The organism is Pseudomonas sp. 14P_8.1_Bac3, from assembly GCF_025466085.1.
GTDB lineage: Bacteria > Pseudomonadota > Gammaproteobacteria > Pseudomonadales > Pseudomonadaceae > Aquipseudomonas.
The window spans coordinates 57,231-81,443 of sequence record NZ_JANLOD010000017.1 but is presented as its reverse complement, the minus strand read 5'-3'; the positions used below and the strand labels follow the sequence as shown (position 1 = coordinate 81,443).

At 60.0% G+C, this 24,213-nt stretch carries 26 protein-coding genes; all 26 read left to right on the top strand.

Features of this window, described 5'->3' with window-relative positions:
* Position 1: 1 nt before the first annotated feature.
* The 26 genes from NTD84_RS05450 to fliQ all read left to right on the top strand — a co-directional run bounded on the left by NTD84_RS05450 (position 2) and on the right by fliQ (position 24,210).
* Positions 2 to 1,060: an NAD-dependent epimerase/dehydratase family protein gene (locus NTD84_RS05450; protein ID WP_262163978.1), complete on the top strand. Its 1,059-nt coding sequence runs from the start codon at positions 2 to 4 to the stop codon at positions 1,058 to 1,060.
* Between the two features lie 208 nt (positions 1,061 to 1,268).
* Complete coding sequence (locus tag NTD84_RS05445) at positions 1,269 to 2,195, top strand: ketoacyl-ACP synthase III (protein ID WP_262163977.1); 927 nt, start codon at positions 1,269 to 1,271, stop codon at positions 2,193 to 2,195.
* A 276-nt stretch (positions 2,196 to 2,471) separates the two neighbouring features.
* A complete protein-coding gene (locus NTD84_RS05440; RefSeq protein WP_262163976.1) occupies positions 2,472 to 3,320 on the top strand; it encodes a flagellin domain-containing protein in 849 nt (282 codons plus the stop codon).
* 74 nt (positions 3,321 to 3,394) lie between these two features.
* Entirely contained in the window at positions 3,395 to 3,760 is a 366-nt protein-coding gene (locus tag NTD84_RS05435; protein WP_262163975.1) for a flagellar protein FlaG, read from the top strand.
* An 82-nt stretch (positions 3,761 to 3,842) separates the two neighbouring features.
* Positions 3,843 to 5,273, top strand: a complete 1,431-nt coding sequence (gene fliD, locus NTD84_RS05430; RefSeq protein WP_262163974.1) for a flagellar filament capping protein FliD — start codon at positions 3,843 to 3,845, stop codon at positions 5,271 to 5,273.
* Positions 5,274 to 5,403: 130 nt separating this feature from the next.
* Entirely contained in the window at positions 5,404 to 5,799 is a 396-nt protein-coding gene (gene fliS, locus NTD84_RS05425; protein ID WP_262163973.1) for a flagellar export chaperone FliS, read from the top strand.
* Between the two features lie 10 nt (positions 5,800 to 5,809).
* Positions 5,810 to 6,106, top strand: coding sequence for a flagellar protein FliT (locus NTD84_RS05420; protein ID WP_262163972.1), 297 nt, complete (start codon positions 5,810 to 5,812; stop codon positions 6,104 to 6,106).
* Positions 6,107 to 6,279: 173 nt separating this feature from the next.
* Positions 6,280 to 7,755, top strand: a complete 1,476-nt coding sequence (locus NTD84_RS05415; protein ID WP_262163971.1) for a sigma-54 dependent transcriptional regulator — start codon at positions 6,280 to 6,282, stop codon at positions 7,753 to 7,755.
* A 110-nt stretch (positions 7,756 to 7,865) separates the two neighbouring features.
* On the top strand, positions 7,866 to 9,089 hold the full coding sequence (locus NTD84_RS05410; protein ID WP_410017330.1) for a sensor histidine kinase: 1,224 nt from the start codon (positions 7,866 to 7,868) through the stop codon (positions 9,087 to 9,089).
* Positions 9,090 to 9,094: 5 nt separating this feature from the next.
* Positions 9,095 to 10,474: a sigma-54-dependent transcriptional regulator gene (locus NTD84_RS05405; protein WP_262163970.1), complete on the top strand. Its 1,380-nt coding sequence runs from the start codon at positions 9,095 to 9,097 to the stop codon at positions 10,472 to 10,474.
* A gap of 235 nt (positions 10,475 to 10,709) precedes the next feature.
* On the top strand, positions 10,710 to 11,039 hold the full coding sequence (fliE, locus tag NTD84_RS05400; RefSeq protein WP_017337179.1) for a flagellar hook-basal body complex protein FliE: 330 nt from the start codon (positions 10,710 to 10,712) through the stop codon (positions 11,037 to 11,039).
* 15 nt (positions 11,040 to 11,054) lie between these two features.
* A complete protein-coding gene (gene fliF, locus NTD84_RS05395) occupies positions 11,055 to 12,839 on the top strand; it encodes a flagellar basal-body MS-ring/collar protein FliF (RefSeq protein WP_262163969.1) in 1,785 nt (594 codons plus the stop codon).
* Complete coding sequence (fliG, locus tag NTD84_RS05390) at positions 12,832 to 13,851, top strand: flagellar motor switch protein FliG (RefSeq protein WP_262163968.1); 1,020 nt, start codon at positions 12,832 to 12,834, stop codon at positions 13,849 to 13,851. The genes fliF and fliG overlap by 8 nt, the downstream gene beginning before the upstream one ends.
* A 7-nt stretch (positions 13,852 to 13,858) precedes the next feature.
* Positions 13,859 to 14,659, top strand: coding sequence for a flagellar assembly protein FliH (fliH, locus tag NTD84_RS05385; protein ID WP_262163967.1), 801 nt, complete (start codon positions 13,859 to 13,861; stop codon positions 14,657 to 14,659).
* A complete protein-coding gene (gene fliI / locus NTD84_RS05380; RefSeq protein ID WP_262163966.1) occupies positions 14,649 to 16,007 on the top strand; it encodes a flagellar protein export ATPase FliI in 1,359 nt (452 codons plus the stop codon). The genes fliH and fliI overlap by 11 nt, the downstream gene beginning before the upstream one ends.
* A 6-nt stretch (positions 16,008 to 16,013) precedes the next feature.
* Positions 16,014 to 16,463: a flagellar export protein FliJ gene (fliJ, locus tag NTD84_RS05375; protein WP_262163965.1), complete on the top strand. Its 450-nt coding sequence runs from the start codon at positions 16,014 to 16,016 to the stop codon at positions 16,461 to 16,463.
* Between the two features lie 188 nt (positions 16,464 to 16,651).
* Positions 16,652 to 16,957 carry an STAS domain-containing protein gene (locus tag NTD84_RS05370; protein WP_262163964.1) on the top strand — a complete coding sequence of 102 codons (306 nt, stop codon included), beginning with the start codon at positions 16,652 to 16,654 and terminating at the stop codon, positions 16,955 to 16,957.
* Positions 16,958 to 16,962: 5 nt separating this feature from the next.
* Positions 16,963 to 18,669: a fused response regulator/phosphatase gene (locus tag NTD84_RS05365; protein ID WP_262163963.1), complete on the top strand. Its 1,707-nt coding sequence runs from the start codon at positions 16,963 to 16,965 to the stop codon at positions 18,667 to 18,669.
* A 30-nt stretch (positions 18,670 to 18,699) separates the two neighbouring features.
* The gene (locus tag NTD84_RS05360; protein ID WP_262163962.1) at positions 18,700 to 19,068 is read left to right on the top strand and encodes an Hpt domain-containing protein; all 369 of its coding nucleotides are present in this window, start codon (positions 18,700 to 18,702) and stop codon (positions 19,066 to 19,068) included.
* Positions 19,069 to 19,151: 83 nt separating this feature from the next.
* On the top strand, positions 19,152 to 20,504 hold the full coding sequence (locus NTD84_RS05355) for a flagellar hook-length control protein FliK (RefSeq protein ID WP_262163961.1): 1,353 nt from the start codon (positions 19,152 to 19,154) through the stop codon (positions 20,502 to 20,504).
* A gap of 229 nt (positions 20,505 to 20,733) precedes the next feature.
* Positions 20,734 to 21,237, top strand: a complete 504-nt coding sequence (fliL, locus tag NTD84_RS05350; protein ID WP_262163960.1) for a flagellar basal body-associated protein FliL — start codon at positions 20,734 to 20,736, stop codon at positions 21,235 to 21,237.
* A 9-nt stretch (positions 21,238 to 21,246) separates the two neighbouring features.
* A complete protein-coding gene (gene fliM / locus NTD84_RS05345) occupies positions 21,247 to 22,215 on the top strand; it encodes a flagellar motor switch protein FliM (protein WP_262163959.1) in 969 nt (322 codons plus the stop codon).
* Positions 22,216 to 22,283: 68 nt separating this feature from the next.
* Positions 22,284 to 22,742, top strand: coding sequence for a flagellar motor switch protein FliN (fliN, locus tag NTD84_RS05340; protein WP_262163958.1), 459 nt, complete (start codon positions 22,284 to 22,286; stop codon positions 22,740 to 22,742).
* Complete coding sequence (gene fliO, locus NTD84_RS05335) at positions 22,743 to 23,186, top strand: flagellar biosynthetic protein FliO (protein ID WP_262163957.1); 444 nt, start codon at positions 22,743 to 22,745, stop codon at positions 23,184 to 23,186. It abuts the gene before it with no gap.
* Positions 23,186 to 23,944, top strand: coding sequence for a flagellar type III secretion system pore protein FliP (gene fliP / locus NTD84_RS05330; RefSeq protein WP_008039813.1), 759 nt, complete (start codon positions 23,186 to 23,188; stop codon positions 23,942 to 23,944). The genes fliO and fliP overlap by 1 nt, the downstream gene beginning before the upstream one ends.
* Complete coding sequence (gene fliQ, locus NTD84_RS05325; protein ID WP_262163956.1) at positions 23,941 to 24,210, top strand: flagellar biosynthesis protein FliQ; 270 nt, start codon at positions 23,941 to 23,943, stop codon at positions 24,208 to 24,210. The genes fliP and fliQ overlap by 4 nt, the downstream gene beginning before the upstream one ends.
* The last annotated feature ends 3 nt before the right edge of the window (positions 24,211 to 24,213 follow it).

Sequence of the window (24,213 nt, the reverse complement as noted above, 5' to 3'; positions counted from 1 at the left end):
GATGCGTGTCACCTTGGCATCTCCCGTTGTGGCCGCTGAGATTCACCGAATTCTCGGCCACCTCGACCTCTGGCAGCTTTTGGCGGGCAAGCGTTTGTTGCTCACTGGCAGTACTGGTTTTTTTGGTCAATGGCTGCTTGCCACACTGGCACGCCTGAATCACGACGGCGCGGCTATCGAGGTAATGGCCGTTTCACGATCTCCAGAGGTGTTTCTCCACAAGTACCCTGAATACGCCGATGCACGCTGGATCAGCTGGCTGAAGAGCGATGTTCAGGATGTCATGGAAATCCCCCCGGGGCGCACCTTCGATATGGTCCTGCATGCTGCCACCGACACGCTGGCCGGTGGTCAGGCCGATCCATTGCGAATCTACGACACCGTGTTGAACGGAGCGCGCAATGCACTTGATGCGGCCGTGCGGACCGGGGCCAGACGAGTGTTGTTCACCGGGACCGGAGCACAATACGGCGCGCTTGATTATGGGGTGCCCGTGCCTGAAACCGGCAAAGGGGCTTGCGACAGCCTTCTGGTTGGCAGTGCCTACGCCGAAGCCAAGCGTGCACAGGAAACGTTGGCAGCGATCTACGGTGAACGGTATGGATTGGAGATTGTGTCGACCCGTTGTTTCGCATTTTCAGGACCCGGCCTTTCTCTGAATGAGCATTTCGCAATAGGGAATTTCGTTCGGGATGCCTTGTGGCATGACGAGTTGGTGTTGAAGTCGAGCGGCACGGCAGTGCGCAGCTACCTTCATGGTGCTGATCTGGCGGGTTGGTTGCTGACCTTGCTGGCGCGGGGCGATGCTGCCAATGCTTACAACGTCGGTTCGGACAAGGCCCTGACCATTGCGGAACTGGCGCATAGGGTCGTCGCGCGAATTGCGCCCGGTAAATGCGTGAGGATCCTTGGACAAGATCACGCCGCGCAGGCTCGCTCCTATTACGTGCCGGACATTCAAAAAGCCAGGGGCTTGGGCCTTGATGACTGGACATCTCTGGACCATTCGATCGACAGCATGGCGCAATGGGTCCGTGAAGCCGGTGGGCAGCACAAGTAGGTTTTTTGCGACAGTATTTTTTCCTTCGGGACGTGAAAAATTGCATTCGTGTGCTTAACGGCGTGACGCATAGGTCATAAAGTGCATCTTCACTGTATTGTGTTCCCCGGGTCGGGCGATGGGTCCGGTTCCGGGAATCAACCATTTTGATGCGCCCCTGAGCTTTTTCGGGGTGAACCTAGTCGCAGTTTATGATCGGGAAGCCATGATGATTGGCATAAAAAGCATAGCGAGTTACGTGCCGACCGCCGGTGTGGATAACTACGCCCAGGGTGCCAAATTCGCCAAGGATGAAGAATTTATCCTGGGCAAGATCGGTTCGGCCTTTCTGCCGCGCAAAGGCGCTGAGCAGGAAACTTCGGACCTGTGTGTCGAAGCGGTCAATGCGTTGTTTGCCAACAACCCTGATCTGAAGCGCGAATCCATCGACGCATTGATCGTCGTGACCCAGAACGGTGACGAAGAAGGCTTGCCGCATACGGCTGCCATCGTGCAGGACAAGCTGGGTCTGCCGACTCATGTCGCCGCGTTCGATATCTCGTTGGGCTGCTCTGGCTACGTCTACGGCATCTACGCTATGAAAGGCTTCATGGAAGCCGCAGGCCTGAAGAATGGCTTGCTGATCACCGCCGACCCTTATTCGAAAATCGTCGATCCTGAAGATCGCAACACCACCATGCTTTTCGGCGATGCGGCTACCGCGACCTGGATGGCGGAGGATGCGCCGTGGTTGTTGGGCAAATCCAAGTTCGGCACTGACGGCTCCGGTGCGCCGCACCTGAAAGTCAGCGACGGCGTGTTCTTCATGAACGGGCGTCAGGTATTCAACTTTGCATTGTTGAAAGTGCCCGCTCACTTGCACGAGTTGCTGGACGAGTCGGCGTTGCAGACCAGCGATATCGACGCTTTCTGCATCCACCAGGGCAGTGCGGCCATTGTCGATGCGGTCGCGCGGCGTTTCGAAGGCGAGCCTGAAAAGTTCATCAAGGATATGGTCGAGACGGGCAACACGGTTTCGTCGAGCATTCCGTTGTTGCTCGAAAAACATGTGCTGAGCTCTGACTGGAACCGCGTGGCCATCAGCGGTTTTGGCGTGGGATTGTCGTGGGGATCGGCGATTCTTTATCGCGGCTGATCTTCTATAAGCGTTTCAATAGCGTTGCCGGCCCGCCGTCAGCGCTATTTTTTTGTCTGAAATTTTGAGTGACGTCTTTTCTGACGTCATTTTTTTAATCCTGGGTCAGTGCCAAGTCCTTGATTTACGGGGGGTGGCAGTCTGCTAGTAATTTTTTTTAAAAAAGCCCTCAAGCAACCTGCCATGACGACGATAACTATTACGAAGGTTCTCTAGGCCACACCCGGCGGTTGCCAGGGCCGGAAGCCGCAGTACCCAACCAACGAGGAATTCGTCATGGCTTTAACAGTAAACACTAACGTTACATCGTTGAACGTTCAGAAGAACCTGAACAAGGCTTCCGATGCTCTGTCGACTTCGATGACTCGTCTGTCTTCCGGCCTGAAAATCAACAGCGCCAAAGACGACGCCGCCGGCCTGCAGATCGCTACCCGTATGACTTCGCAGATTCGTGGTCAGACCATGGCGATCAAAAACGCCAACGACGGTATCTCCATCGCTCAGACCGCTGAAGGCGCGATGCAGGAACAAACCAACATCCTGCAACGTATGCGTGAACTGGCTGTTCAATCCCGAAACGACAGCAACAGCTCCGACGACCGCGATGCTCTGAACAAAGAGTTCTCGCAGATGGCGTCCGAGCTGTCCCGTATCGCTGGCTCCACCAACCTGAACGGCAAGAACCTGCTCGACGGTTCCGCCAGCACCATGACCTTCCAGGTGGGTTCCAACACTGGCAGCGACAACCAGATCAAACTGGACCTGACTGCCAAGTTCGATGCTGTCAGCCTGGGTATCACCTCGGCTATCACCATCGCCGGTTCGGACACCACCGTTGCCGAAACCAACTTCTCGGCAGCCGTTGGCGCAATCGACGACGCTCTGAAGACCATCAACGCCAGCCGTGCTGACCTGGGTGCTGCGCAAAACCGTCTGACCAGCACCATCGCCAACTTGCAGAACATCAACGAAAACGCCAGTGCTGCACTGGGTCGCGTACAAGATACCGACTTCGCTGCTGAAACTGCACAGCTGACCAAGCAACAAACTCTGCAACAAGCTTCCACCGCAGTTCTGGCTCAGGCCAACCAACTGCCATCCGCTGTACTGAAGCTGCTTCAGTAATAGCTGATGAGTTTTGGCGGGGGAGTGCGCTTGTCGCGCTCTCTCGCTTTTTTGATTAAAGAGAGGTGATGGACATGGATATGAGCGTGAAGCTGAACTTGTCTTATCCTGCAACGAAGCCGGCAACACCCGTTGCTGATGCCGCTGCGGAAAAGCCTCGAGCCGATGCTGCACCCGTGGCATTGGTCAAGGATGAGCCCAAGGATGCAGTAAGCGAGCAGGACAAACTGAAGATGGCCGTTCAAGAAATTGAAAAGTTCGTCCAGTCGGTCAAGCGCAACCTGGAGTTCTCGATCGATGAGCCTTCAGGCAAGGTAGTCGTCAAAGTCATTGCCAGCGACTCCGGTGAGGTGATCCGTCAGATCCCCAACGAAGAAGTCCTGAAGTTGGCCAATAGCTTGAATGACGCAAGCAGTCTGCTGTTCAGCGCAAAAGTCTGACAGCTGGCATGAAATTTGTTGCTATGTTCTTTTGGGCGTTGTAGTGGTCAAAAGACCGGCGAGACACTGAAGGGAGATCTACATGGCAAGTCCAATTCTACCGGGCACGGGCTTAGGCTCGGGCCTCGATACCGGTGCTATCGTCAAGGCACTGGTCAACGCCGATAAAGCGGCCAAGCAAGGTCAGATCGACCGTGGCACCACGACCAACACCGCGTCGATTTCCGGCGTTGGCACGTTGAAGTCGCTGCTGGCCACGTTCCAGGCCTCGATGAAGACCCTGGGCAACACCACCGAACCTCAGTTCACCGGTTTCGCCGCCAGCTCATCCGACCCGAAAGTGCTTTCGGCGACCGCCAGCAACTCGGCGGTCAACGGCATCTACAAGATTCACGTCGAGCAACTCGCCACCGGTTCGAAAATCGCCTCGGCTGCGTTTGCGGATGGCTCGAAAGCCTCCGTCAACGGCGGTGCCGTCGGCGTATTGACGATTACCCAGGGAACGCCTGGTGGTGCTGACAAGACCTACAACCTCGCCATTCCAGCCAATTCCACGCTTGAATCCGTCGCCAAGGCACTGAACGACAAGTACCAGTTCAGCGGTCTGAGCGCCAACGTCGTGACCGATAACTTCGGCTCGCGCCTGGTAGTCAGCTCGGTCAATACCGGTGCGGGCAGCGATATTTCGCTCTCCGGCGTTCCTGGTCTGGAAGTCGACGGCAAGCAGGTCATTTCCGCTACGCCGAGTGCAACCTCGTCGGGTGCTGTCGGCTCGATCGCGCTGGATGCCAAGTTCACCGTGGACGGCCTGGCAATCACCAGCCCTTCCAACAAGCTGGACAAGACCGTTTCGGGACTGTCGATGACCTTGTCGGGTACAGGCGACTCGCAAGTGCTCGTCACTGCCAACACCGATGGCTTGAAAGCCTCGATTCAGAAATTCGTCGATGCCTACAACGCGGTAGCCAACGCGATCACCTCGCTGACCAAGCCATCGCTCGACGACAGCGGCAATCCGACCATTCCGGCAGCGCTGACCGGCGATTCAATGCCGCGTTCGATCCTGGCGGCCATGCGCGGGCCGTTGTCCGAGACGGGCAATAGCGGAAAACTGACCGTGCTGTCTCAGCTGGGGATCACAACCGACCAGAAAACCGGTGCACTGAACTTCGACTCCGTCAAGTTCACCACGGCGATGAACGACAAGAAGCTCGGCGGTGAAGTGCAGACCCTCTTTTCCGGTGACAATGGCCTGCTCTCGCGCATGGACAAGGCTATTTCGCCTTACACAGAGACCGGTGGCATTCTCGATACCCGCAACACTGCGCTGGCGAAAACAAAGACGAAACTGGAAAACGATCAGCTTGCGCTGGATCGCCGGGTCGAATCCCTGACCGCTGTACTGACAAAAAAGTACAACGACATGGATACCCTCGTCGGCAAACTGAAAGCCACTGCAAGCAACATCACTTCGATGTTCGAAGCGATGACTGCGCAGCAGAAGAACAGCTGATAATCCAGTAACGCCAAAAGCCCGGCAGCGTCGTACAACGCTCCGGGCTTTTGTGTTTGGCGGCTAAAGTTTTTTGACGCACCGTCGATATATTGTTTATACGAACCACAGATTTCTGATGAGGTACAACATGAATCCAATGTTAGCCCTTCGCCAATACCAGAAGATTGGCGCTCAGGCGCAAACCTCCGAAGCCAGTCCTCACCGTCTCGTGCAGATGCTGATGGAGGGTGGTCTCGACCGTATTGCCCAGGCCAAAGGTGCTCTGGAGCGCAAGGATATTCCCAATCGGGGCATTTTCATCGGCAAGGCCATCGGCATCATCGGTGGTTTGCGCGAAGGCCTGGATCTTGAGAATTCCCTCGAAAGCGTGGGTGAGTTGGATAACCTTTACACCTACATGATGAAGCGCCTCACCGAGGCGAACGTCAGTGCCGATCCAAAGATTCTCGACGAAGTCGCCGATCTGCTTCGCACCGTCAAAGACGGCTGGGACGCTATCGCCGTGCCGGGTCCGCAGTTTTAAGGAGATCACCATGAGTCTTGTATTGCAGCGAATCGAAGCAACCCGTGATGGCCTGGTCGGTGCCCTGGCCGAGCGAAACTGGGAGGCCATTGGTGAATTGGACCTGGCTTGCCGTTCCTGCATGGAAGACGTCTTGAGTGAAGCTTCGGTGGACGAGGCCGCGTTGCGTGACAACCTCGAAGAGTTGCTGGGGGTCTACAAGCAACTTCTCGAGGCTGCGACCGGAGAGAGGCAGGCAATAGTTGATGAGATGTCGCAGATCCATCAAGCACAGAGCGCGGCAAAGGTTTACCATCTGTTTGGTTAATTAATCCGCTGTTAATCCAGACATGTGCGCCATAAATTTGACTGTGCACGGTTTTTTGACTTAACTAGTGGCTGGTTGCAGATTTCAGGCGTCTACAGGCACAACGTGTCTGCAAGCGTCTAGCTTGCCCCCCTACTTTCGGGCATTGAGTTGACTAGGGAAGTTGCTATTGCATGTGGCGTGAAACCAAAATTCTGCTGATTGATGACGATAGCGTCCGCCGCCGCGATTTGGCGGTGATTTTAAATTTTCTTGGCGAAGAAAATTTACCCTGCGGTAGCCATGACTGGCAGCAGGCGGTCGGCTCTTTGTCATCAAGTCGTGAAGTGATCTGTGTCCTCATTGGGACAGTCAACGCTCCTGGCGCACTTCCGGGCCTGTTAAAGACACTCTCTACCTGGGATGAGTTCCTTCCGGTTTTGCTGATGGGCGATAATTCTTCCGTCGACCTTGCGGAAGACCAGCGTCGCCGGGTGCTTTCGACCCTCGAAATGCCGCCCAGCTACAGCAAACTCCTCGATTCGCTGCACCGTGCCCAGGTCTATCGCGAGATGTACGACCAGGCCCGCGAGCGCGGTCGTCACCGCGAACCCAATCTTTTCCGCAGTCTCGTCGGCACCAGCCGGGCGATTCAGCACGTGCGCCAGATGATGCAGCAAGTCGCCGATACCGACGCCAGTGTGCTGATCCTCGGCGAGTCCGGCACCGGCAAGGAAGTGGTCGCGCGTAACCTGCACTATCACTCCAAGCGTCGTGACGCGCCGTTCGTACCGGTCAACTGCGGGGCGATCCCGGCCGAGTTGCTGGAAAGCGAACTGTTCGGCCATGAGAAGGGCGCCTTCACCGGGGCCATCACCAGCCGCGCCGGGCGTTTTGAGCTGGCCAACGGTGGCACGCTGTTCCTTGATGAAATCGGCGACATGCCGCTGCCGATGCAGGTCAAGTTGCTGCGTGTCCTGCAAGAGCGCACCTTCGAACGCGTGGGCAGCAACAAGACCCAGAGCGTCGATGTGCGCATCATCGCGGCGACGCACAAGAATCTCGAAAGCATGATCGAGATCGGCACCTTCCGCGAAGACTTGTACTATCGCCTGAACGTGTTCCCGATCGAGATGGCGCCGCTGCGTGAGCGCGTCGAAGACATCCCGCTGCTGATGAACGAACTGATCTCGCGCATGGAGCATGAGAAACGCGGTTCGATCCGCTTCAACTCCGCGGCGATCATGTCGCTGTGCCGTCACGGCTGGCCGGGCAACGTCCGCGAGCTGGCCAACCTGGTGGAGCGCATGGCGATCATGCATCCATACGGGGTGATCGGCGTGGTCGAGCTGCCGAAGAAATTCCGCTACGTCGACGACGAAGACGAACAACTGGTCGACAGCCTGCGCAGCGATCTGGAAGAACGGGTGGCCATCAATGGTCATACGCCGGACTTCAGCGCCAACGCCATGCTGCCACCGGAAGGCCTGGACCTGAAGGACTACCTCGGTGGCCTCGAACAAGGGCTGATTCAGCAGGCGTTGGATGATGCCAATGGCATCGTGGCGCGGGCAGCCGAGCGCTTGCGGATTCGTCGCACCACGCTGGTGGAGAAAATGCGCAAGTACGGCATGAGCCGTCGCGACGGTGATGAACAGGCGGATGATTGACGCCTGTTTTTCAAGTCATTCATCTGTAGGCGGTTTTTTTTAGGCACGGGTATTGCTACATCCCTCGCAACGTTCCGTTTCACTGACGGTCAGCCAAGCGAGAGAGCACGATGCCCCAAGCCGCCCAGATGTCTCCTGTCCCTGACGCTTCGGGGCACTCGTCCTCCGTAGAACAGGCGAGCCGGCTTGGCCTTGAGCAGGCGTTCGCGCTGTTCAACCAGATGTCGAGCCAACTGACCGATTCCTACAGCCTGCTTGAAGCCCGGGTCACCGAGCTCAAGGGTGAGCTGGCGGTAGTCAGCGCCCAGCGCATGCAGGAACTGGCGGAAAAAGAACGCCTGGCCAACCGCCTGCAAAACCTTCTCGATCTGTTGCCGGGCGGTGTCATCGTCATCGACGCCCAGGGCATCGTGCGCGAAGCCAATCCCGCGGCTTGCGAACTGCTGGGTCTGCCCCTCGAGGGCGAACTGTGGCGCCATGTCATTGCCCGTTGCTTTGCGCCCCGCGAAGACGACGGTCATGAAATCTCGCTCAAAGACGGCCGACGCTTGTCGATCGCCACTCGCTCGCTGGATGCCGAGCCCGGTCAACTGGTGCTGCTCAATGACCTGACCGAAACCCGTCACTTGCAAGATCAACTGGCCCGTCACGAACGCCTGTCGTCCCTCGGCCGGATGGTTGCATCGCTGGCCCATCAAATCCGCACGCCGTTGTCCGCCGCGTTGCTCTACGCCAGCCATTTGACTGAGCAAGCGCTGCCGGTGGCGACGCAGCAACGTTTTGCCGGACGCTTGAAAGAGCGCCTGCACGAGCTGGAACATCAAGTGCGCGACATGCTGGTGTTTGCGCGCGGCGAACTGCCGCTGACCGATCGCGTCACGCCGAAGATGCTGATGCAGTCCTTGCAATCGGCGGCATTGACCCATGTGCAGGATTTGCCGATTCGCTGGCAGTGCGACAGCCATGCGGGTGAATTGCTGTGCAATCGCGACACCCTGGTCGGCGCGATCCTGAACCTGATCGAGAACGCCATCCAGGCCAGCGCCGGTGACGCTCGTTTGAAAGTCCATCTCTACAGCCGCGACAACAACCTGCGGGTGTCGGTCAGCGACAGCGGCTGCGGCATCGATACGAAAGTGCTGGCGCGCCTCGGCGAACCCTTTTTTACCACCAAAACCACCGGAACCGGCCTGGGCCTGACCGTGGTCAAGGCCGTGGCGCGTGCGCATCAGGGTGAATTGCGCCTGCGTTCGCGGCCCGGTCGCGGCACGTGTGCGCAGGTGATCCTGCCACTCTTTTCGGGTGACAGGCTCAGCGCTCAGGGAGCGGAGTGAAGGACATGGCAATCAAGGTTCTACTGGTCGAGGATGACCGCTCGTTGCGCGAGGCGCTGGCGGATACGCTGCTGCTCGCCGGACACGACTACCAGGCTGTCGGTTCGGCGGAAGAGGCGCTGCAGGCAGTTGGCGCCGAGGCCTTCAATCTGGTTCTCAGCGACGTGAATATGCCGGGCATGGACGGCCATCAACTGCTCGGGTTGTTGCGCGCTCGTCAGCCGCAACTTCCGGTGTTGCTGATGACGGCGCATGGCGCCGTGGAGCGGGCGGTCGATGCGATGCGTCAGGGCGCGGTGGATTATCTGGTCAAACCATTCGAGCCCAAGGCGCTGCTGGATCTGGTGGCGCGCCATGCGCTGGGCAGTCTCGGCGCTCCCGACGGCGAAGGGCCGGTGGCGTTCGAGCCGGCCAGCGCGCAATTGCTGGAGCTGGCCGCCCGCGTGGCGCGCAGTGATTCCACGGTGCTGATCTCGGGCGAGTCCGGGACCGGCAAAGAAGTGCTGGCGCGCTACATCCATCAGCATTCCCATCGCGCCAGTCAGCCGTTCATTGCCATCAACTGCGCGGCGATTCCCGACAACATGCTCGAAGCGACCTTGTTCGGGCATGAGAAAGGTTCGTTCACCGGCGCCATCGCAGCCCAGGCCGGCAAGTTCGAGCAGGCCGACGGCGGCACCATTCTGCTCGACGAAATTTCCGAAATGCCCCTCGGTCTGCAAGCCAAGTTGCTGCGCGTGTTGCAGGAGCGCGAAGTCGAGCGAGTGGGCGCACGCAAACCCATCACCCTGGACATTCGTGTGGTCGCCACCACCAACCGTGACTTGGCCGGGGAAGTGGCGGCGGGGCGTTTCCGTGAAGACCTCTACTATCGCCTGTCGGTATTTCCGCTGGCCTGGCGTCCGCTGCGCGAGCGCACCGCCGACATCCTGCCACTGGCCGAGCGCCTGCTGGCCAAGCACGTCAATAAAATGAAGCATGCCGCAGCGAGATTGTCGCCCGAGGCCCAGGCGTGTCTGATCGGTTATCCGTGGCCGGGTAACGTGCGGGAACTGGACAACGCGATTCAGCGTGCATTGATTCTGCAGCAGGGCGGTTTGATCCAGCCTCAGGATTTCTGCCTCGTCGGGCCGGTGGTCTATGCGTCGTTGCCGACTGTGGTGCCGGTGCGTGCCGTGGAGGTCGAGGCCGAGTCGGCGGGAGCGCTCGGGGACGATCTGCGTCGCCGGGAATTCCAGATGATCATCGACACCCTGCGTTCCGAGCGCGGTCGCCGCAAGGAGGCCGCCGAACGCCTGGGCATCAGTCCGCGAACCTTGCGCTACAAACTGGCGCAAATGCGCGATGCCGGAATGGACGTGGAAGCTTACCTGTTCGCCACCTGACGCACCCCCTGTAGGAGCGAGCTTGCTCGCGAGAAACGCAAGAGCGCCGCGCGCATTCAGATAGCGCACGTCATCGTTGACCACCATCGCGAGCAAGCTCGCTCCTACAGGGGAGTGTGTTTTGTTTGTGGCATCGGTGGAGCTGGCACCGTTGTTGCTAACACCTCAGTAACCGCTGAGTGAGTGTCAAAAAATTGCGGGCCGCCAATGACGTCGTTCGTCAAAGAGAGAAATCATGAGTCAAGGTATTGAATTCAATCGTTTGATGCTGGACATGCGCTCCATGCAAATGGATGCCATGTCGGCGCCGAAATCGACTGCCGCCGTCCCAGAACTGAGTGGCAGCAGCTTTTCCGACATGCTCGGCCAGGCCGTCAATAAAGTGAATGATACCCAGCAGGCGTCCAGCCAGTTGGCCAACGCCTTCGAGATCGGCAAGAGCGGCGTCGACCTGACGGACGTGATGATTTCCTCGCAGAAAGCCAGCGTGTCGTTTCAAGCGTTGACCCAAGTGCGTAACAAGCTGGTTCAGGCTTACCAAGACATCATGCAGATGCCGGTTTAAGGACGAGATTGAGTCATGGCAGAAGCAGTCGCCGATAATGTTCCGGCCAAGGCCACCCCGATAGACGGCAAACCGCCGCTGTTCGGCTTGTCCTTCCTGGAAAACCTCTCCGAGATGACCATGCTGCGTCAGGTGGGCCTGCTGGTCGGCCTGGCGGCGAGCGTGGCGATTGGCTTCGCCGTAGTGTTGTGGTCCCAACAGCCGGACTACCGGCCTCTTTACGGCAGCCTTGCCGGCATGGACGCCAAGCAGGTCATGGACACCCTGGCCTCCGCTGACATTCCCTATACCGTAGAACCGAACTCCGGTGCCTTGCTGGTCAAGGCCGATGACCTGTCCCGTGCGCGACTCAAACTCGCGGCCGCTGGTGTCACTCCCAGCGACGGCAACATCGGTTTCGAGATCCTCGACAAGGACCAGGGCCTCGGCACCAGCCAGTTCATGGAAGCGACCCGATACCGTCGCGGCCTCGAAGGTGAATTGGCGCGGACCATCTCCAGCCTGAACAACGTCAAGGGTGCTCGCGTGCACCTGGCGATTCCGAAGAGTTCGGTGTTCGTGCGCGATGAGCGCAAGCCAAGCGCTTCGGTACTGGTCGAGCTGTACTCCGGTCGTTCGCTGGAGCCGGGTCAGGTGCTGGCGATCATCAACCTGGTGGCAACCAGCGTTCCCGAACTCAGCAAATCGCAGATCACCGTCGTCGACCAGAAAGGCAACCTGCTCTCGGATCAGGCGGAAAACTCCGAACTGACCATGGCCGGCAAGCAATTCGATTACAGCCGTCGCATGGAAAGCATGCTCACCCAGCGCGTGCACAACATTCTGCAACCGGTACTGGGCAACGACCGCTATAAAGCCGAAGTCTCGGCCGATGTGGATTTCAGTGCCGTCGAATCGACCTCCGAGCAGTTCAATCCGGACCAGCCGGCCTTGCGCAGCGAACAGTCGGTCAACGAGCAACGCACCGCCAGCAATGGTCCGCAAGGTGTGCCGGGTGCGCTGAGCAACCAGCCACCTGCACCGGCTTCCGCGCCGCAAACCACCGGTGGCGCTACCGCGCAGGCTGGCATGGTGCAGCCAGGCCAGCCATTGCTGGATGCCAACGGCCAGCAAATCATGGACCCGGCGACCGGGCAGCCAATGCTCGCGCCATACCCGGCGGACAAGCGTCAACAATCCACCAAAAACTTCGAACTCGACCGTTCCATCAGCCACACCAAGCAGCAACAGGGCCGTTTGAATCGCCTGTCGGTGTCGGTGGTGGTGGACGATCAGGTCAGTGTCAACGCGGCAAATGGCGAAACTACCCGGGCACCGTGGAGCGCCGACCAATTGGCGCGCTTCACTCGCCTGGTGCAGGACGCCGTCGGTTTCGATGCCAGCCGTGGCGACAGCGTCAGCGTGATCAACATGCCGTTCTCCGCCGAACGCGGTGAAGTGATCGCCGATATTCCGTTCTACTCCCAGCCGTGGTTCTGGGACATCGTCAAGCAAGTGCTGGGTGTGTTGTTCATCCTGGTGCTGGTGTTTGGCGTGCTGCGTCCGGTGCTCAACAACATCACCGGCGGTGGCAAAGGCAAACAGCTGGGCATCGGCAGCGACGTGGAACTCGGCGGCATGGGCGGCCTGGACGGCGAACTGGCCAACGACCGCGTCAGCCTCGGTGGCCCGCAAAGCATCCTGCTGCCAAGCCCGAGCGAAGGCTATGACGCTCAGTTGAACGCAATCAAGAATCTGGTGGCTGAAGACCCGGGCCGTGTGGCCCAGGTCGTGAAAGAGTGGATTAACGCAGATGAGTGATAACCGAGCCATCGCCGCCAAACTGACCAAGGTCGACAAAGCCGCGATTCTGCTGCTGTCCCTCGGGTCCACCGATGCTGCGCAAGTGCTGCGCCACATGGGACCGAAAGAGGTCCAGCGCGTGGGTGTGGCCATGGCCCAGATGGGCAACGTGCACCGCGAGCAGGTCGAGCAGGTGATGAGCGAGTTCGTCGACATCGTCGGCGACCAGACCAGTCTGGGTGTCGGCTCCGACGACTACGTGCGCAAAATGCTGACCCAGGCCCTGGGCGAAGACAAGGCCAATGGCCTGATCGACCGCATCCTGCTGGGCGGCAACACCAGTGGCCTCGACAGCCTGAAGTGGATGGAGCCGCGCGCCGTTGCCGATGTGATCCGTTACGAGCACCCGCAGATCCAGGCGATCGTCGTGGCGTACCTCGATCCGGACCAGGCCGGTGAAGTGCTGGGCAACTTTGACCACAAGGTGCGCCTGGACATCATCCTGCGCGTGTCCTCGCTGAACACCGTGCAGCCGGCGGCCCTGAAAGAACTCAACCAGATTCTCGAGAAGCAGTTCTCCGGCAACTCGAATGCCTCGCGCACCACCCTGGGCGGCATCAAGCGCGCGGCCGACATCATGAACTTCCTCGACAGCTCGATCGAAGGTCAGCTGATGGACTCGATCCGCGAAGTCGACGAAGACCTGTCCGGTCAGATCGAAGACCTCATGTTCGTGTTCAACAACCTGTCCGATGTCGACGACCGCGGCATCCAGGCGCTGTTGCGCGAAGTGTCGTCCGACGTGCTGGTCCTCGCCCTCAAAGGCTCGGACGAAGGGGTCAAGGAAAAGATCTTCAAGAACATGTCCAAACGAGCGGCCGAACTGTTGCGCGACGACCTCGAAGCCAAGGGCCCGGTACGCGTCAGCGACGTGGAGACCGCACAGAAAGAAATCCTCACCATTGCTCGCCGTATGGCCGAAGCCGGAGAAATCGTTCTCGGCGGGAAGGGCGGCGAAGAGATGATCTAAGGTCACTATGTCGTCCAAACATGATGAGTCCCAGACCGACCTGATCCGGGCCAAGGACGTCGGTGGTTTCGACGTCTGGTCGTTGCCCAGCTTCGATCCGCATGTGCCGGAGCCCGAGCCAGAACCTGAACCCGAGCCGCCGGAAATGGAGGAAGTGCCGCTGGAGGAAGTCCAGCCACTGACCCTCGAAGAACTCGAAACCATCCGTCAGGAAGCCTACAACGAAGGCTTCGCGACGGGCGAGAAAGAAGGTTTCCACAGCACCACGCTCAAGGTTCGTCAGGAAGCCGAAGTGGCCCTGGCTGCCAAGATCGCCGGCCTCGAGCAATTGATGGCGCACCTGTTCGAGCCTATCGCTGAGCAGGACACGCAAATCGAGAAATCCCTGGTCGACCTCGTGCAGCACATCACCAAACAAGTGATTCAGCGTGAGCTGGCCATCGACTCGACGCAGATCGAGCATGTCATGCGCGATGCGCTCAAACTGTTGCCGCTGGGCGTGGGCAACGTGCGGCTGTACATCAATCCGCAGGATTTCGAACAGGTCAAAGCCCTGCGCGAGCGCCATGAAGAAACCTGGCGCATCGTCGAGGACGAAGCGTTGTTGCCTGGCGGTTGCCGGGTCGAGACTGAGCACAGTCGCATCGACGCCACCATCGAAACTCGCGTGGCGCGGGTCATGGACAAGCTGTTCGACCAATTGCACGAGCAGGCTTTGCACCCGGCCGCGCCGGACCTGAGCCTGGAGTTGCCGATCGACGCCAAACCCGTCGTCGAAGCTGAACCGGAAAACCCCGATGCGCCTTGATCGCACCAGCTTCGCCAAGCGCCTGGGCAGTTACGCCGAGGCCACGGAACTGGCCGGCGCACCGATCCTTGAAGGCCGCCTGCTGCGTATGGTCGGCCTGACCCTCGAAGCCGAAGGCTTGCGCGCCGCCATGGGCAGCCGCTGCATGGTGATCAACGACGACAGCTATCACCCGGTGCAGGTCGAAGCCGAAGTCATGGGTTTCTCCGGCAGCAAAGTGTTCCTGATGCCGGTCGGCAGCGTCGCCGGCATTGCGCCCGGTGCACGCGTGGTGCCGTTGGCCGACACCGGTCGTTTGCCGATGGGCATGAGCATGCTCGGGCGGGTACTCGACGGCGCCGGTCGTGCGCTGGACGGCAAGGGCGGGATGAAGGCCGAGGACTGGGTGCCGATGGACGGCCCGACGATCAACCCGCTCAAACGCCATCCGATCAGCGAACCGCTGGACGTGGGCATTCGTTCGATCAACGGCCTGTTGACGGTCGGTCGCGGCCAGCGGCTCGGGCTGTTCGCCGGTACCGGCGTCGGCAAGAGTGTGCTGCTGGGCATGATGACCCGCTTTACCGAAGCCGACATTATCGTCGTCGGGCTGATCGGCGAGCGGGGGCGCGAAGTCAAGGAATTCATCGAGCACATCCTCGGTGAAGAAGGCCTCAAGCGTTCGGTGGTCGTCGCATCCCCGGCGGACGATGCGCCGCTGATGCGGCTGCGCGCTGCGATGTACTGCACGCGCATCGCCGAATATTTTCGCGACAAGGGCAAGAACGTCCTGTTGCTGATGGACTCGCTGACGCGCTTTGCCCAGGCCCAGCGGGAAATCGCCCTGGCCATCGGCGAGCCGCCGGCGACCAAGGGTTATCCACCGTCGGTGTTCGCCAAGTTGCCGAAACTGGTAGAACGCGCCGGTAACGCCGAGAAGGGCGGCGGCTCGATCACCGCGTTCTACACCGTGCTGTCCGAAGGCGATGACCAGCAGGATCCGATCGCCGACGCGGCGCGGGGTGTGCTCGACGGGCACATTGTCCTGTCCCGGCGTCTGGCCGAAGAAGGGCATTACCCGGCCATCGATATCGAAGCGTCCATCAGCCGGGTCATGCCGTCGGTGGTGTCGCCGGAACACATGGTTCGCGCGCAGTATTTCAAGCAGCTGTGGTCGCGCTATCAACAGAGCCGCGACCTGATCAGCGTGGGCGCCTACGTCGCCGGCGGCGATCGGGAAACCGACCTGGCGATTTCCCTGCAACCGCAACTGGTCAAGTACCTGCGCCAAGGGCTCAACGACAGCATCAGCCTGGGCGAAAGCGAAGCCTACCTCGGCTCGATCTTCGCTCCTGCGGCTGGCGGTTAACCGGTCATGGCCCAGAGTCGGGCAGGGCGGCTGGCGCCGGTGGTCGAAATGGCCGAGAAGGCCGAGAAAACGGCCGTGCAGCGCTTGGGCCACTTCCAGGGCCAGGTGCGTCTGGCGGAAAGCAAACTCGCTGACCTTGAAGCCTTCCGCCTCGATTATCAGGAGCAGTGGATCGTGCGCGGCAGCAGCGGCGTCTCGGGTCAATGGTTGCTGGGCTATCAAGGCTTCCTGGCGCAACTGGGCGTGGCCATCGATCAACAGCGGCAGAGCCTGGCGTGGCACCAGAACAATCTGAACAAGGCACGGGAAACCTGGCAGCAGGCCTTTGCCCGGGTCGAGGGGTTGCGCAAGCTGGTTCAGCGTTATGCCGACGAGGCGCGGCAGTTGGAAGACAAGCGCGAGCAGAAGTTGCTGGATGAGTTGTCGCAGCGTTTGCCGCGCGAGAATCCGTATTGAGTCAGTGGGGCCGCGTTATCGTTCATTCGCGAGCAGGCCCGCTCCCACAGCAACCGCAGAAAACCTGAGGGAGCGGGCTTGCTCGCGAAGGCGTCCTCCAATACCCGCAGATTTCCAGCCTTGCCGCCAACCCGGCCAAGTGCTAAACCTTGTACAAGCATGTTCACCAATGACAAGGAAGCCGTTCAATGTCAGTCGTTACAGAAGTCTCTCCGGATGGACAAAAACTGACGATATCGATCAAGGGACGTTTCGATTTCGCCAAGCATCAGGAATTTCGTGAGTCCTACGAAAACCTTCAGCCAAGGCCCGAATCCTTCGAAGTGAACCTGAAGGACGCGACCTACCTCGACAGTTCCGCGCTCGGCATGTTGTTGCTGCTACGTGATCACGCCGGTGGCGAAAACGCCGAGATCAGCTTGACCCACGCCAACGCCGATGTGCGCAAGATCCTCGCCATCTCCAACTTCGAACAGATTTTTGACGTGGCGTGAGCGCCATGCAGCCGATGTTCGAACCACTGACGATACTGATCGCTGAAGACAGCGCGGCTGACCGCATGCTGCTGTCGAGTATCGTCCGGCGCCAGGGCCATGAAGTGCTCACGGCCGCCAACGGTGCCGAAGCGGTCGAGGCGTTTCGCCAGCAACGACCGCAGCTGGTGCTGATGGACGCGATGATGCCGGTGATGGACGGTTTTGAAGCCGCCCGACAGATCAAGGCACTGGCCGGGGAAACCCTGGTGCCGATCATCTTCCTGACGTCGCTGACCGAAAGCGAAGCCCTGGCCCGTTGCCTGGAGGCCGGCGGCGACGACTTTCTGGCAAAGCCCTACAACCAGGTGATCCTCGCGGCCAAGATCAAGGCCATGGACCGCTTGCGCCGCTTGCAGGCCACGGTGTTGCAGCAGCGTGACCAGATCGCGCGGCACCACGATTACCTGCTCAACGAGCAGCGGGTGGCCAAGGCCGTTTTCGACAAAGTCGCCCATTCTGGCTGCCTGAACGCTCCCAACATCCGTTACCTGCAATCACCCTATGCGCTGTTCAACGGCGACCTGCTGCTGGCGGCCTTCACTCCGGCCGGCGACATGCATGTGCTGCTGGGGGATTTCACCGGTCACGGCTTGCCGGCTGCCGTCGGTGCCATGCCCTTGGCCGAAGTCTTCTACGGCATGACGGCCAAAGGCTATGGCCTGTCGGAAACCCTGCGGGAGATGAACGCCAAGCTCAAGCGCATCCTGCCGGTCGACATGTTCTGTTGTGCGACGTTGCTGTGCCTGAGTTTTCAGCGGCGTTCGGTGGAGGTCTGGAACGGCGGAATGCCGGACGGTTATCTGCACAACATGGCCAGCGGCGAGCGCACGCCGCTGAAAGCCCGGCATTTGCCACTCGGCGTGTTGAGCCCGCCGACCTTCGATGACCGCACCGAAGTCTTTCCAATGGCCGTCGGCGATCGGGTGTTCCTGTTGTCCGACGGGGTGATCGACACCTGCGACGTCCACGAGCAGTTGTTTGGTGTCGAGCGATTGCAGCAGGTGTTTGCCGCCAACCGTGACCCCGATCGGCTGTTCGAGGACATCGAGCAGGCACTGCGGGATTTTCGCGGTGAGGCCCGCGACGATGTCAGCATGGTTGAAATCAGCCTGCTGGACGCAGCGCAGCTGAGTCCGCCGGCGCTGGTCTATTCCGATAGCGGCCAGTCCTGCCCGCTGGACTGGTCGGTGAGTTTCGAGTTTCGCGCCGCCACCTTGAAGCGCTTCAATCCGCTGCCGTATCTCCTGCAATTGCTGCTGGAAGTCCACGGTTTGCGCGCCCAGAGCGGGGCGCTCTACAGCGTCCTTGCGGAGCTGTATTCCAACGCGCTGGAGCATGGCGTACTGGGCCTGGACTCAAGCCTCAAGCGCGATGCCCTGGGGTTTACCCGTTATTATCAGCAGCGCAATGCGCGTCTGGACGCGTTGCAGGACGGCTATGTGCGAGTGCATTTGCAGGTCTCGCCGAAGGAGGATGGCGGTTGCCTGGTCATTCGGGTCGAAGACAGTGGCAAGGGGTTTGATGTCGAAAGGGTGATGGCGCGCCCGATGGATGACGTCCGTCTGTCGGGCCGGGGCGTCAGTCTGATTCGCCAGTTGAGCGGGAACGCCAACTGGTCCGACGATGGTCGTACTGCCCGCGTGGAGTTTTTCTGGGAGGCTCTGGCATAATCCACGCATTCTTGATCAAGGAGTGAGCAAGTGGCTGACACACATCTGGACCGTGACGTGCTGAGCGCGTTGCAAGAGGTCATGGAGGATGAGTATTCGATGTTGCTGGATACCTTCCTCGCCGATTCCGAAGAACGCCTGAGTCTGTTGCACAGGGCGGGTGATGCCGAGACGCTCGGTGCAACCGCGCACAGCTTCAAAGGCAGCTGCAGCAACATGGGAGCGATTCGCCTAGCGCAGCTGTGCCATGAGCTGGAGCAGCGCAGCAAGGAGAAACCCCTGCAAGGCATCGAGCAACTGGTCGGCGAAATCGATGGTGAGTTCGCCATTATTCGTCCTCTTTATGAAGCCGAAAGACAGCGCTCTCTCGCCGAAAATACCGCCGTCCGGCGTTTTTGACGTGGCTTGAGCAAAGCTGGCTCAACCCTTGCAGTAATCTCCATCACTGTACCTACGATTCCAGTGCAGCGGAGACCGTTTTCATGCCCGTTACCCCCAATATCCTGCTTCAGGCCGCCGCGCAGGCCAAGACTCAAGCTGCCTCCGCCAATACACCGGCGCAGTCCACTGAGCCCGGGGACAAGGCGTCCAGCTTCGCTAAGGTCTACGCCAATCAAGCCCAGAACAAGCCGTCTGCGGCGTCTGACGGCTCGGCTAAACCGGCCCGTGACAAAACCCCCGACGGCCCCGGCAAAAAAGACGTCGACAACGATAAGTCTGCCGCCCCAGCGTCGGCGATTGCCGGTAGCGGCAAATCCTTGCCCGCCGACAAATCGGCGTCGAGCGACGACAAGACCGACAGTGATGAGGCTGCCCAAACGCCAGTCGCTGACGCGACTCCGGCCGATCCCGCTCTCGATCCTTCGTTGCTGACTGCATTGCCACCGGTGGTGGCGGCCCCTGTTGCGCAGGTGCCACCCGTGGTCGCCACTGAGCAACCGCAAGTGGACGTGCCGGTCATTGCGGCAGCCACCGTCGCTCCACCCGCTGCGGCGGTGGATAGCGATTTCGACCCCGAAGCCGATCCACTCGATGCGTTACCTGCCGTGCGCATGGCGATGGAGCAGGGTGGGCATATTTCGGCTGCCAGCCAGGCGCAGCCGAAGGCAGCCCCGACGTCCGCCCAGGCCCAGGCCGACGGCGAACCGACCTCAGCGCAGAATTTTGCCGCTGGCATGGCCAGCATGCTGGATGTGCAGGCCGACAAGGACAGCACCAGCCAGGGCGGCGAGAAGGCGTTCAGCGGGTTGATCGAAGACGGCCTCAAGGATTTGAAATCTGCGACCAGCGATACCCGCGTCGATGATTTCGCCAACCGGCTGGCGGCGCTGACCCAGGCGGCCACGCCGAAAACCGCGAATGCCTTGCCGGTGAATCAACCGATCGCCATGCATCAGAGCGGCTGGACCGAAGAAGTGGTCAACCGGGTGATGTACCTGTCCAGTGCCAACCTCAAGGCGGCGGATATCCAGTTGCAGCCGGCTGAACTGGGGCGGCTCGACATCCGGGTGAACATGGTTCCGGATCAGCAGACCCAGGTGACGTTCATGAGCGCGCACCCCAGCGTTCGTGAAGCGCTGGATGGTCAGATGCACCGCTTGCGTGACATGTTCGCGCAGCAGGGCATGGGCCAGGTCGACGTCAATGTCTCTGACCAGTCCCGTGGCTGGCAGGGTCAGGGGCAGGATCAGGCGCAACGGGGCCAGAACGGCCGCACCAGCGCCAGCGGCGGCCGCCTCGATGGCATGGACGAAGACATCGCACCGACGGTGGCCGAAGTGGCCGCCACGGCGACCAGCGTCATCGGTTCCAGTGCGGTCGACTACTACGCCTGATTCTGCGCAGCACCCAGTGGGGGCGGGCTTGCTCGCGAATGCTTGTTTAACGTCGATATTTATGTCGACTGACACACTGCATTCGCGAACAAGCCCGCTCCCGCGTTTATGTGGTGTATTCAATATTTTGCTTGGTCCCGTCCCTTCGCACTCCCGACACTTCTGGCATAACACTTGCTCTTGCCTTGCCGTGCGACTGTGAAAACCCGAATAGTGACGGATTATTGGCATGGCGAAGAGCGAAGCATCAGCTGTAAAAGACCCCGCAACCAAAGGCAAACTCAAGCTGATCATTGTGATCGTGGTGGCCCTGCTGCTGGCGATCGGCTTGTCCGTGGGGGCGACCTGGTTCTTCATGCATAGCGCCCAGAGCAAGCCCGCGCCGGCGCCGGAAGCCGCCGTCAGCGGCAAGCAGGCCGCGGTGTTCGAGCCCTTGCTGCCCGCCTTCGTGGCCAACTTCAACCAGAACGGCCGCCAGCGCTACATGCAGGTGAGCATCACCATGATGGGCCGCAACCAGGCCGATCTGGAAGCGCTCAAGGTCCACATGCCGGTCATCCGCAATAACCTGGTCATGCTGTTCTCCGGGCAGGATTTCGCCACGCTGGCGTCGCCGGTCGGCCAGGAAATGTTGCGTCAGAAAGCGACGGCCAGCGTCCAGGAAGTGGCGCAGAAAGAGCTCGGCAAAGTGGTTGTCGAACAGTTGCTTTTCACTAATTTCGTACTGCAGTAGGAACACGACATGGCCGTGCAGGACCTGCTGTCCCAGGATGAGATCGATGCGCTGTTGCATGGTGTCGACGATGGTCTGGTACAGACCGATATCGCTGCTGAACCCGGCAGTGTCAAAAGCTACGACCTGACCAGCCAGGATCGCATCGTCCGTGGACGCATGCCGACCCTGGAAATGATCAACGAGCGTTTCGCCCGCTACACCCGCATCAGCATGTTCAACATGCTGCGTCGCTCGGCGGACGTTGCCGTCGGTGGTGTGCAGGTGATGAAGTTCGGTGAGTACGTGCATTCGCTGTACGTACCGACCAGCCTCAATCTGGTCAAGATCAAGCCACTGCGTGGCACGGCGCTATTCATCCTCGACGCCAAGCTGGTATTCAAGCTGGTGGACAACTTCTTCGGCGGCGACGGCCGTCACGCGAAGATCGAAGGGCGTGAATTCACCCCGACCGAACTGCGTGTGGTGCGCATGGTGCTGGAGCAGGCCTTCGTCGATTTGAAAGAAGCCTGGCAGGCGATCATGGAAGTGAACTTCGAGTACATCAACTCGGAAGTGAACCCGGCCATGGCCAACATCGTTGGCCCGAGCGAAGCCATTGTGGTGTCGACGTTCCACATCGAACTCGATGGCGGTGGCGGCGACCTGCACGTGACCATGCCGTACTCGATGATCGAGCCGGTGCGCGAAATGCTCGACGCCGGCTTCCAGTCTGACCTCGATGACCAGGACGAGCGCTGGGTCAACGCACTGCGCACCGACGTGCTGGATGTCAACGTGCCAATAGGCGCCACCGTCGCGCGTCGCCAACTGCGTCTGCGGGACATCCTGCATATGCAGCCGGGGGACATCATCCCGGTGGAAATGCCGGAAGACATGATCATGCGCGCCAATGGCGTGCCTGCGTTCAAGGTCAAGATGGGCTCGCACAAAGGCAACCTCGCGTTGCAGGTGATCGAGCCGATCGAGCGCCGTTAAGCGGCGTTGCTTCCATTTGCTATTAACAGACGGCAGCCCGCTGAAGGGTTGCCCGCCGAGGACACATGATGGCTAACGACATGAATACCCAGGACGACCAGGCACTGGCCGATGAATGGGCTGCGGCCCTGGAAGAAACCGGCGACGCCGGGCAGGACGACATCGACGCCTTGCTGGCCGCCGACGCCGCGACCTCGTCGTCCAACCGTCTGCCAATGGAAGAGTTCGGCAGCGTGCCGAAAAGCAACGAGCCGGTGAGCATGGACGGTCCGAACCTGGACGTGATCCTCGACATCCCGGTATCGATTTCCATGGAAGTCGGCAGCACCGACATCAATATTCGCAACCTGCTGCAGCTCAACCAGGGTTCGGTAATCGAGCTCGATCGTCTGGCCGGTGAGCCACTGGATGTGCTGGTCAACGGTACGTTGATCGCTCACGGTGAAGTGGTGGTGGTCAACGAAAAGTTCGGCATCCGCCTGACTGACGTGATCAGCCCAAGCGAACGCATCAAGAAGCTGCGCTGAGTGAAAAAGGCTCTGGGGTTCTTTGCAGCTTTGCCGTTCAGTGTGCTGGCGGCTGAGCCGGTCGCGACTGCTACCACCGCCGCAGCGCCCGCGGTCAGTGGCGGCGTGGCAGGTCAACTGACGCAACTGGTACTCGGTTTGCTGTTGGTGCTGGGGTTGATCTTCTTCCTCGCCTGGCTGTTGCGCCGGGTCCAGCAGGCCGGGCCGGCGGGCAAAGGGCAGGTAATCGAACTGATTGGCTCTCGAGCCCTCGGTCCGCGTGACCGTCTGATGCTAGTGCAGGTCGGTAACGAGCAGATCCTGCTCGGCTTGAGCCCTGGCACTATCACTGCGTTGCATGTACTCAAGGAACCGGTGCAGGTGCCGGTCACCGAGAAAGCGACCCCGGAGTTTGCCCAGCGTCTGCTGGAACTGATGGGCAAGGATCAGAAGGATAAGAAGTAATGGGTGCGCTACGCATCATCTTGACGCTGGCCCTGATGCTGGCCGCGCCGCTGGCTTTCGCCGCCGATCCGTTGTCGATCCCGGCGATCACCTTGGGCACCAACGCCCAGGGCGCTCAGGAATATTCGGTCAGCCTGCAGATCCTGCTGATCATGACCGCGCTGAGTTTCATCCCGGCGTTCGTCATGCTGATGACCAGCTTCACCCGGATCATCATTGTCTTCTCGATCCTGCGCCAGGCCCTGGGCCTGCAGCAGACGCCGTCGAACCAGATCCTCACCGGCATGGCGCTGTTCCTGACCCTGTTCATCATGGCGCCGGTGTTCGACCGAGTGAACCAGGATGCCTTGCAGCCATACCTGGCGGAAAAACTCACCGCGCAGGATGCCGTGGCCAAGGCCCAGGTGCCGATCAAGGACTTCATGCTCGCCCAGACCCGCAGCAGCGATCTAGAGTTGTTCATGCGTCTGTCCAAGCGTACGGACATTGCCACGCCGGACCAGGCGCCGCTGACCATCCTGGTGCCGGCCTTCGTCACCTCTGAACTGAAAACCGCGTTCCAGATCGGCTTCATGATCTTCATTCCGTTCCTGATCATCGACCTGGTGGTGGCCAGTGTGCTGATGGCCATGGGTATGATGATGCTCTCGCCGCTGATCATTTCCCTGCCGTTCAAGATCATGTTGTTCGTGCTGGTGGATGGCTGGGCGCTGATCATCGGCACGTTGGCGAGCAGCTTCGGCGGTGTCTCGCCATGACGCCGGAAGTGGCGGTAGACATCTTTCGTGAGGCGCTGTGGCTGACCACCATGATGGTGGCTGTGCTGGTGATCCCGAGCCTGCTTGTCGGCCTGCTGGTCGCCATGTTCCAGGCCGCCACGCAGATCAACGAACAGACCTTGAGCTTCCTGCCGCGCCTGCTGGTGATGCTGGTGACGCTGATCGTCTCCGGCCCCTGGCTGGTGCAAACCTTCATGGAATACATCATTCAGCTGTACCACAACATTCCGCTGGTCATCGGTTAAGCC

What these genes read in the sequence shown, in the direction of transcription:
- NTD84_RS05450 (WP_262163978.1), top strand. Translation starts at nt 2, where the DNA reads ATGCGTGTCACCTTGGCATCTCCCGTTGTGGCCGCTGAGATTCACCGA.
- NTD84_RS05445 (WP_262163977.1), top strand. Translation starts at nt 1,269, where the DNA reads ATGATTGGCATAAAAAGCATAGCGAGTTACGTGCCGACCGCCGGTGTG.
- NTD84_RS05440 (WP_262163976.1), top strand. Translation starts at nt 2,472, where the DNA reads ATGGCTTTAACAGTAAACACTAACGTTACATCGTTGAACGTTCAGAAG.
- NTD84_RS05435 (WP_262163975.1), top strand. Translation starts at nt 3,395, where the DNA reads ATGGATATGAGCGTGAAGCTGAACTTGTCTTATCCTGCAACGAAGCCG.
- fliD (WP_262163974.1), top strand. Translation starts at nt 3,843, where the DNA reads ATGGCAAGTCCAATTCTACCGGGCACGGGCTTAGGCTCGGGCCTCGAT.
- fliS (WP_262163973.1), top strand. Translation starts at nt 5,404, where the DNA reads ATGAATCCAATGTTAGCCCTTCGCCAATACCAGAAGATTGGCGCTCAG.
- NTD84_RS05420 (WP_262163972.1), top strand. Translation starts at nt 5,810, where the DNA reads ATGAGTCTTGTATTGCAGCGAATCGAAGCAACCCGTGATGGCCTGGTC.
- NTD84_RS05415 (WP_262163971.1), top strand. Translation starts at nt 6,280, where the DNA reads ATGTGGCGTGAAACCAAAATTCTGCTGATTGATGACGATAGCGTCCGC.
- NTD84_RS05410 (WP_410017330.1), top strand. Translation starts at nt 7,866, where the DNA reads ATGCCCCAAGCCGCCCAGATGTCTCCTGTCCCTGACGCTTCGGGGCAC.
- NTD84_RS05405 (WP_262163970.1), top strand. Translation starts at nt 9,095, where the DNA reads ATGGCAATCAAGGTTCTACTGGTCGAGGATGACCGCTCGTTGCGCGAG.
- fliE (WP_017337179.1), top strand. Translation starts at nt 10,710, where the DNA reads ATGAGTCAAGGTATTGAATTCAATCGTTTGATGCTGGACATGCGCTCC.
- fliF (WP_262163969.1), top strand. Translation starts at nt 11,055, where the DNA reads ATGGCAGAAGCAGTCGCCGATAATGTTCCGGCCAAGGCCACCCCGATA.
- fliG (WP_262163968.1), top strand. Translation starts at nt 12,832, where the DNA reads ATGAGTGATAACCGAGCCATCGCCGCCAAACTGACCAAGGTCGACAAA.
- fliH (WP_262163967.1), top strand. Translation starts at nt 13,859, where the DNA reads ATGTCGTCCAAACATGATGAGTCCCAGACCGACCTGATCCGGGCCAAG.
- fliI (WP_262163966.1), top strand. Translation starts at nt 14,649, where the DNA reads ATGCGCCTTGATCGCACCAGCTTCGCCAAGCGCCTGGGCAGTTACGCC.
- fliJ (WP_262163965.1), top strand. Translation starts at nt 16,014, where the DNA reads ATGGCCCAGAGTCGGGCAGGGCGGCTGGCGCCGGTGGTCGAAATGGCC.
- NTD84_RS05370 (WP_262163964.1), top strand. Translation starts at nt 16,652, where the DNA reads ATGTCAGTCGTTACAGAAGTCTCTCCGGATGGACAAAAACTGACGATA.
- NTD84_RS05365 (WP_262163963.1), top strand. Translation starts at nt 16,963, where the DNA reads ATGCAGCCGATGTTCGAACCACTGACGATACTGATCGCTGAAGACAGC.
- NTD84_RS05355 (WP_262163961.1), top strand. Translation starts at nt 19,152, where the DNA reads ATGCCCGTTACCCCCAATATCCTGCTTCAGGCCGCCGCGCAGGCCAAG.
- fliL (WP_262163960.1), top strand. Translation starts at nt 20,734, where the DNA reads ATGGCGAAGAGCGAAGCATCAGCTGTAAAAGACCCCGCAACCAAAGGC.
- fliM (WP_262163959.1), top strand. Translation starts at nt 21,247, where the DNA reads ATGGCCGTGCAGGACCTGCTGTCCCAGGATGAGATCGATGCGCTGTTG.
- fliN (WP_262163958.1), top strand. Translation starts at nt 22,284, where the DNA reads ATGGCTAACGACATGAATACCCAGGACGACCAGGCACTGGCCGATGAA.
- fliP (WP_008039813.1), top strand. Translation starts at nt 23,186, where the DNA reads ATGGGTGCGCTACGCATCATCTTGACGCTGGCCCTGATGCTGGCCGCG.
- fliQ (WP_262163956.1), top strand. Translation starts at nt 23,941, where the DNA reads ATGACGCCGGAAGTGGCGGTAGACATCTTTCGTGAGGCGCTGTGGCTG.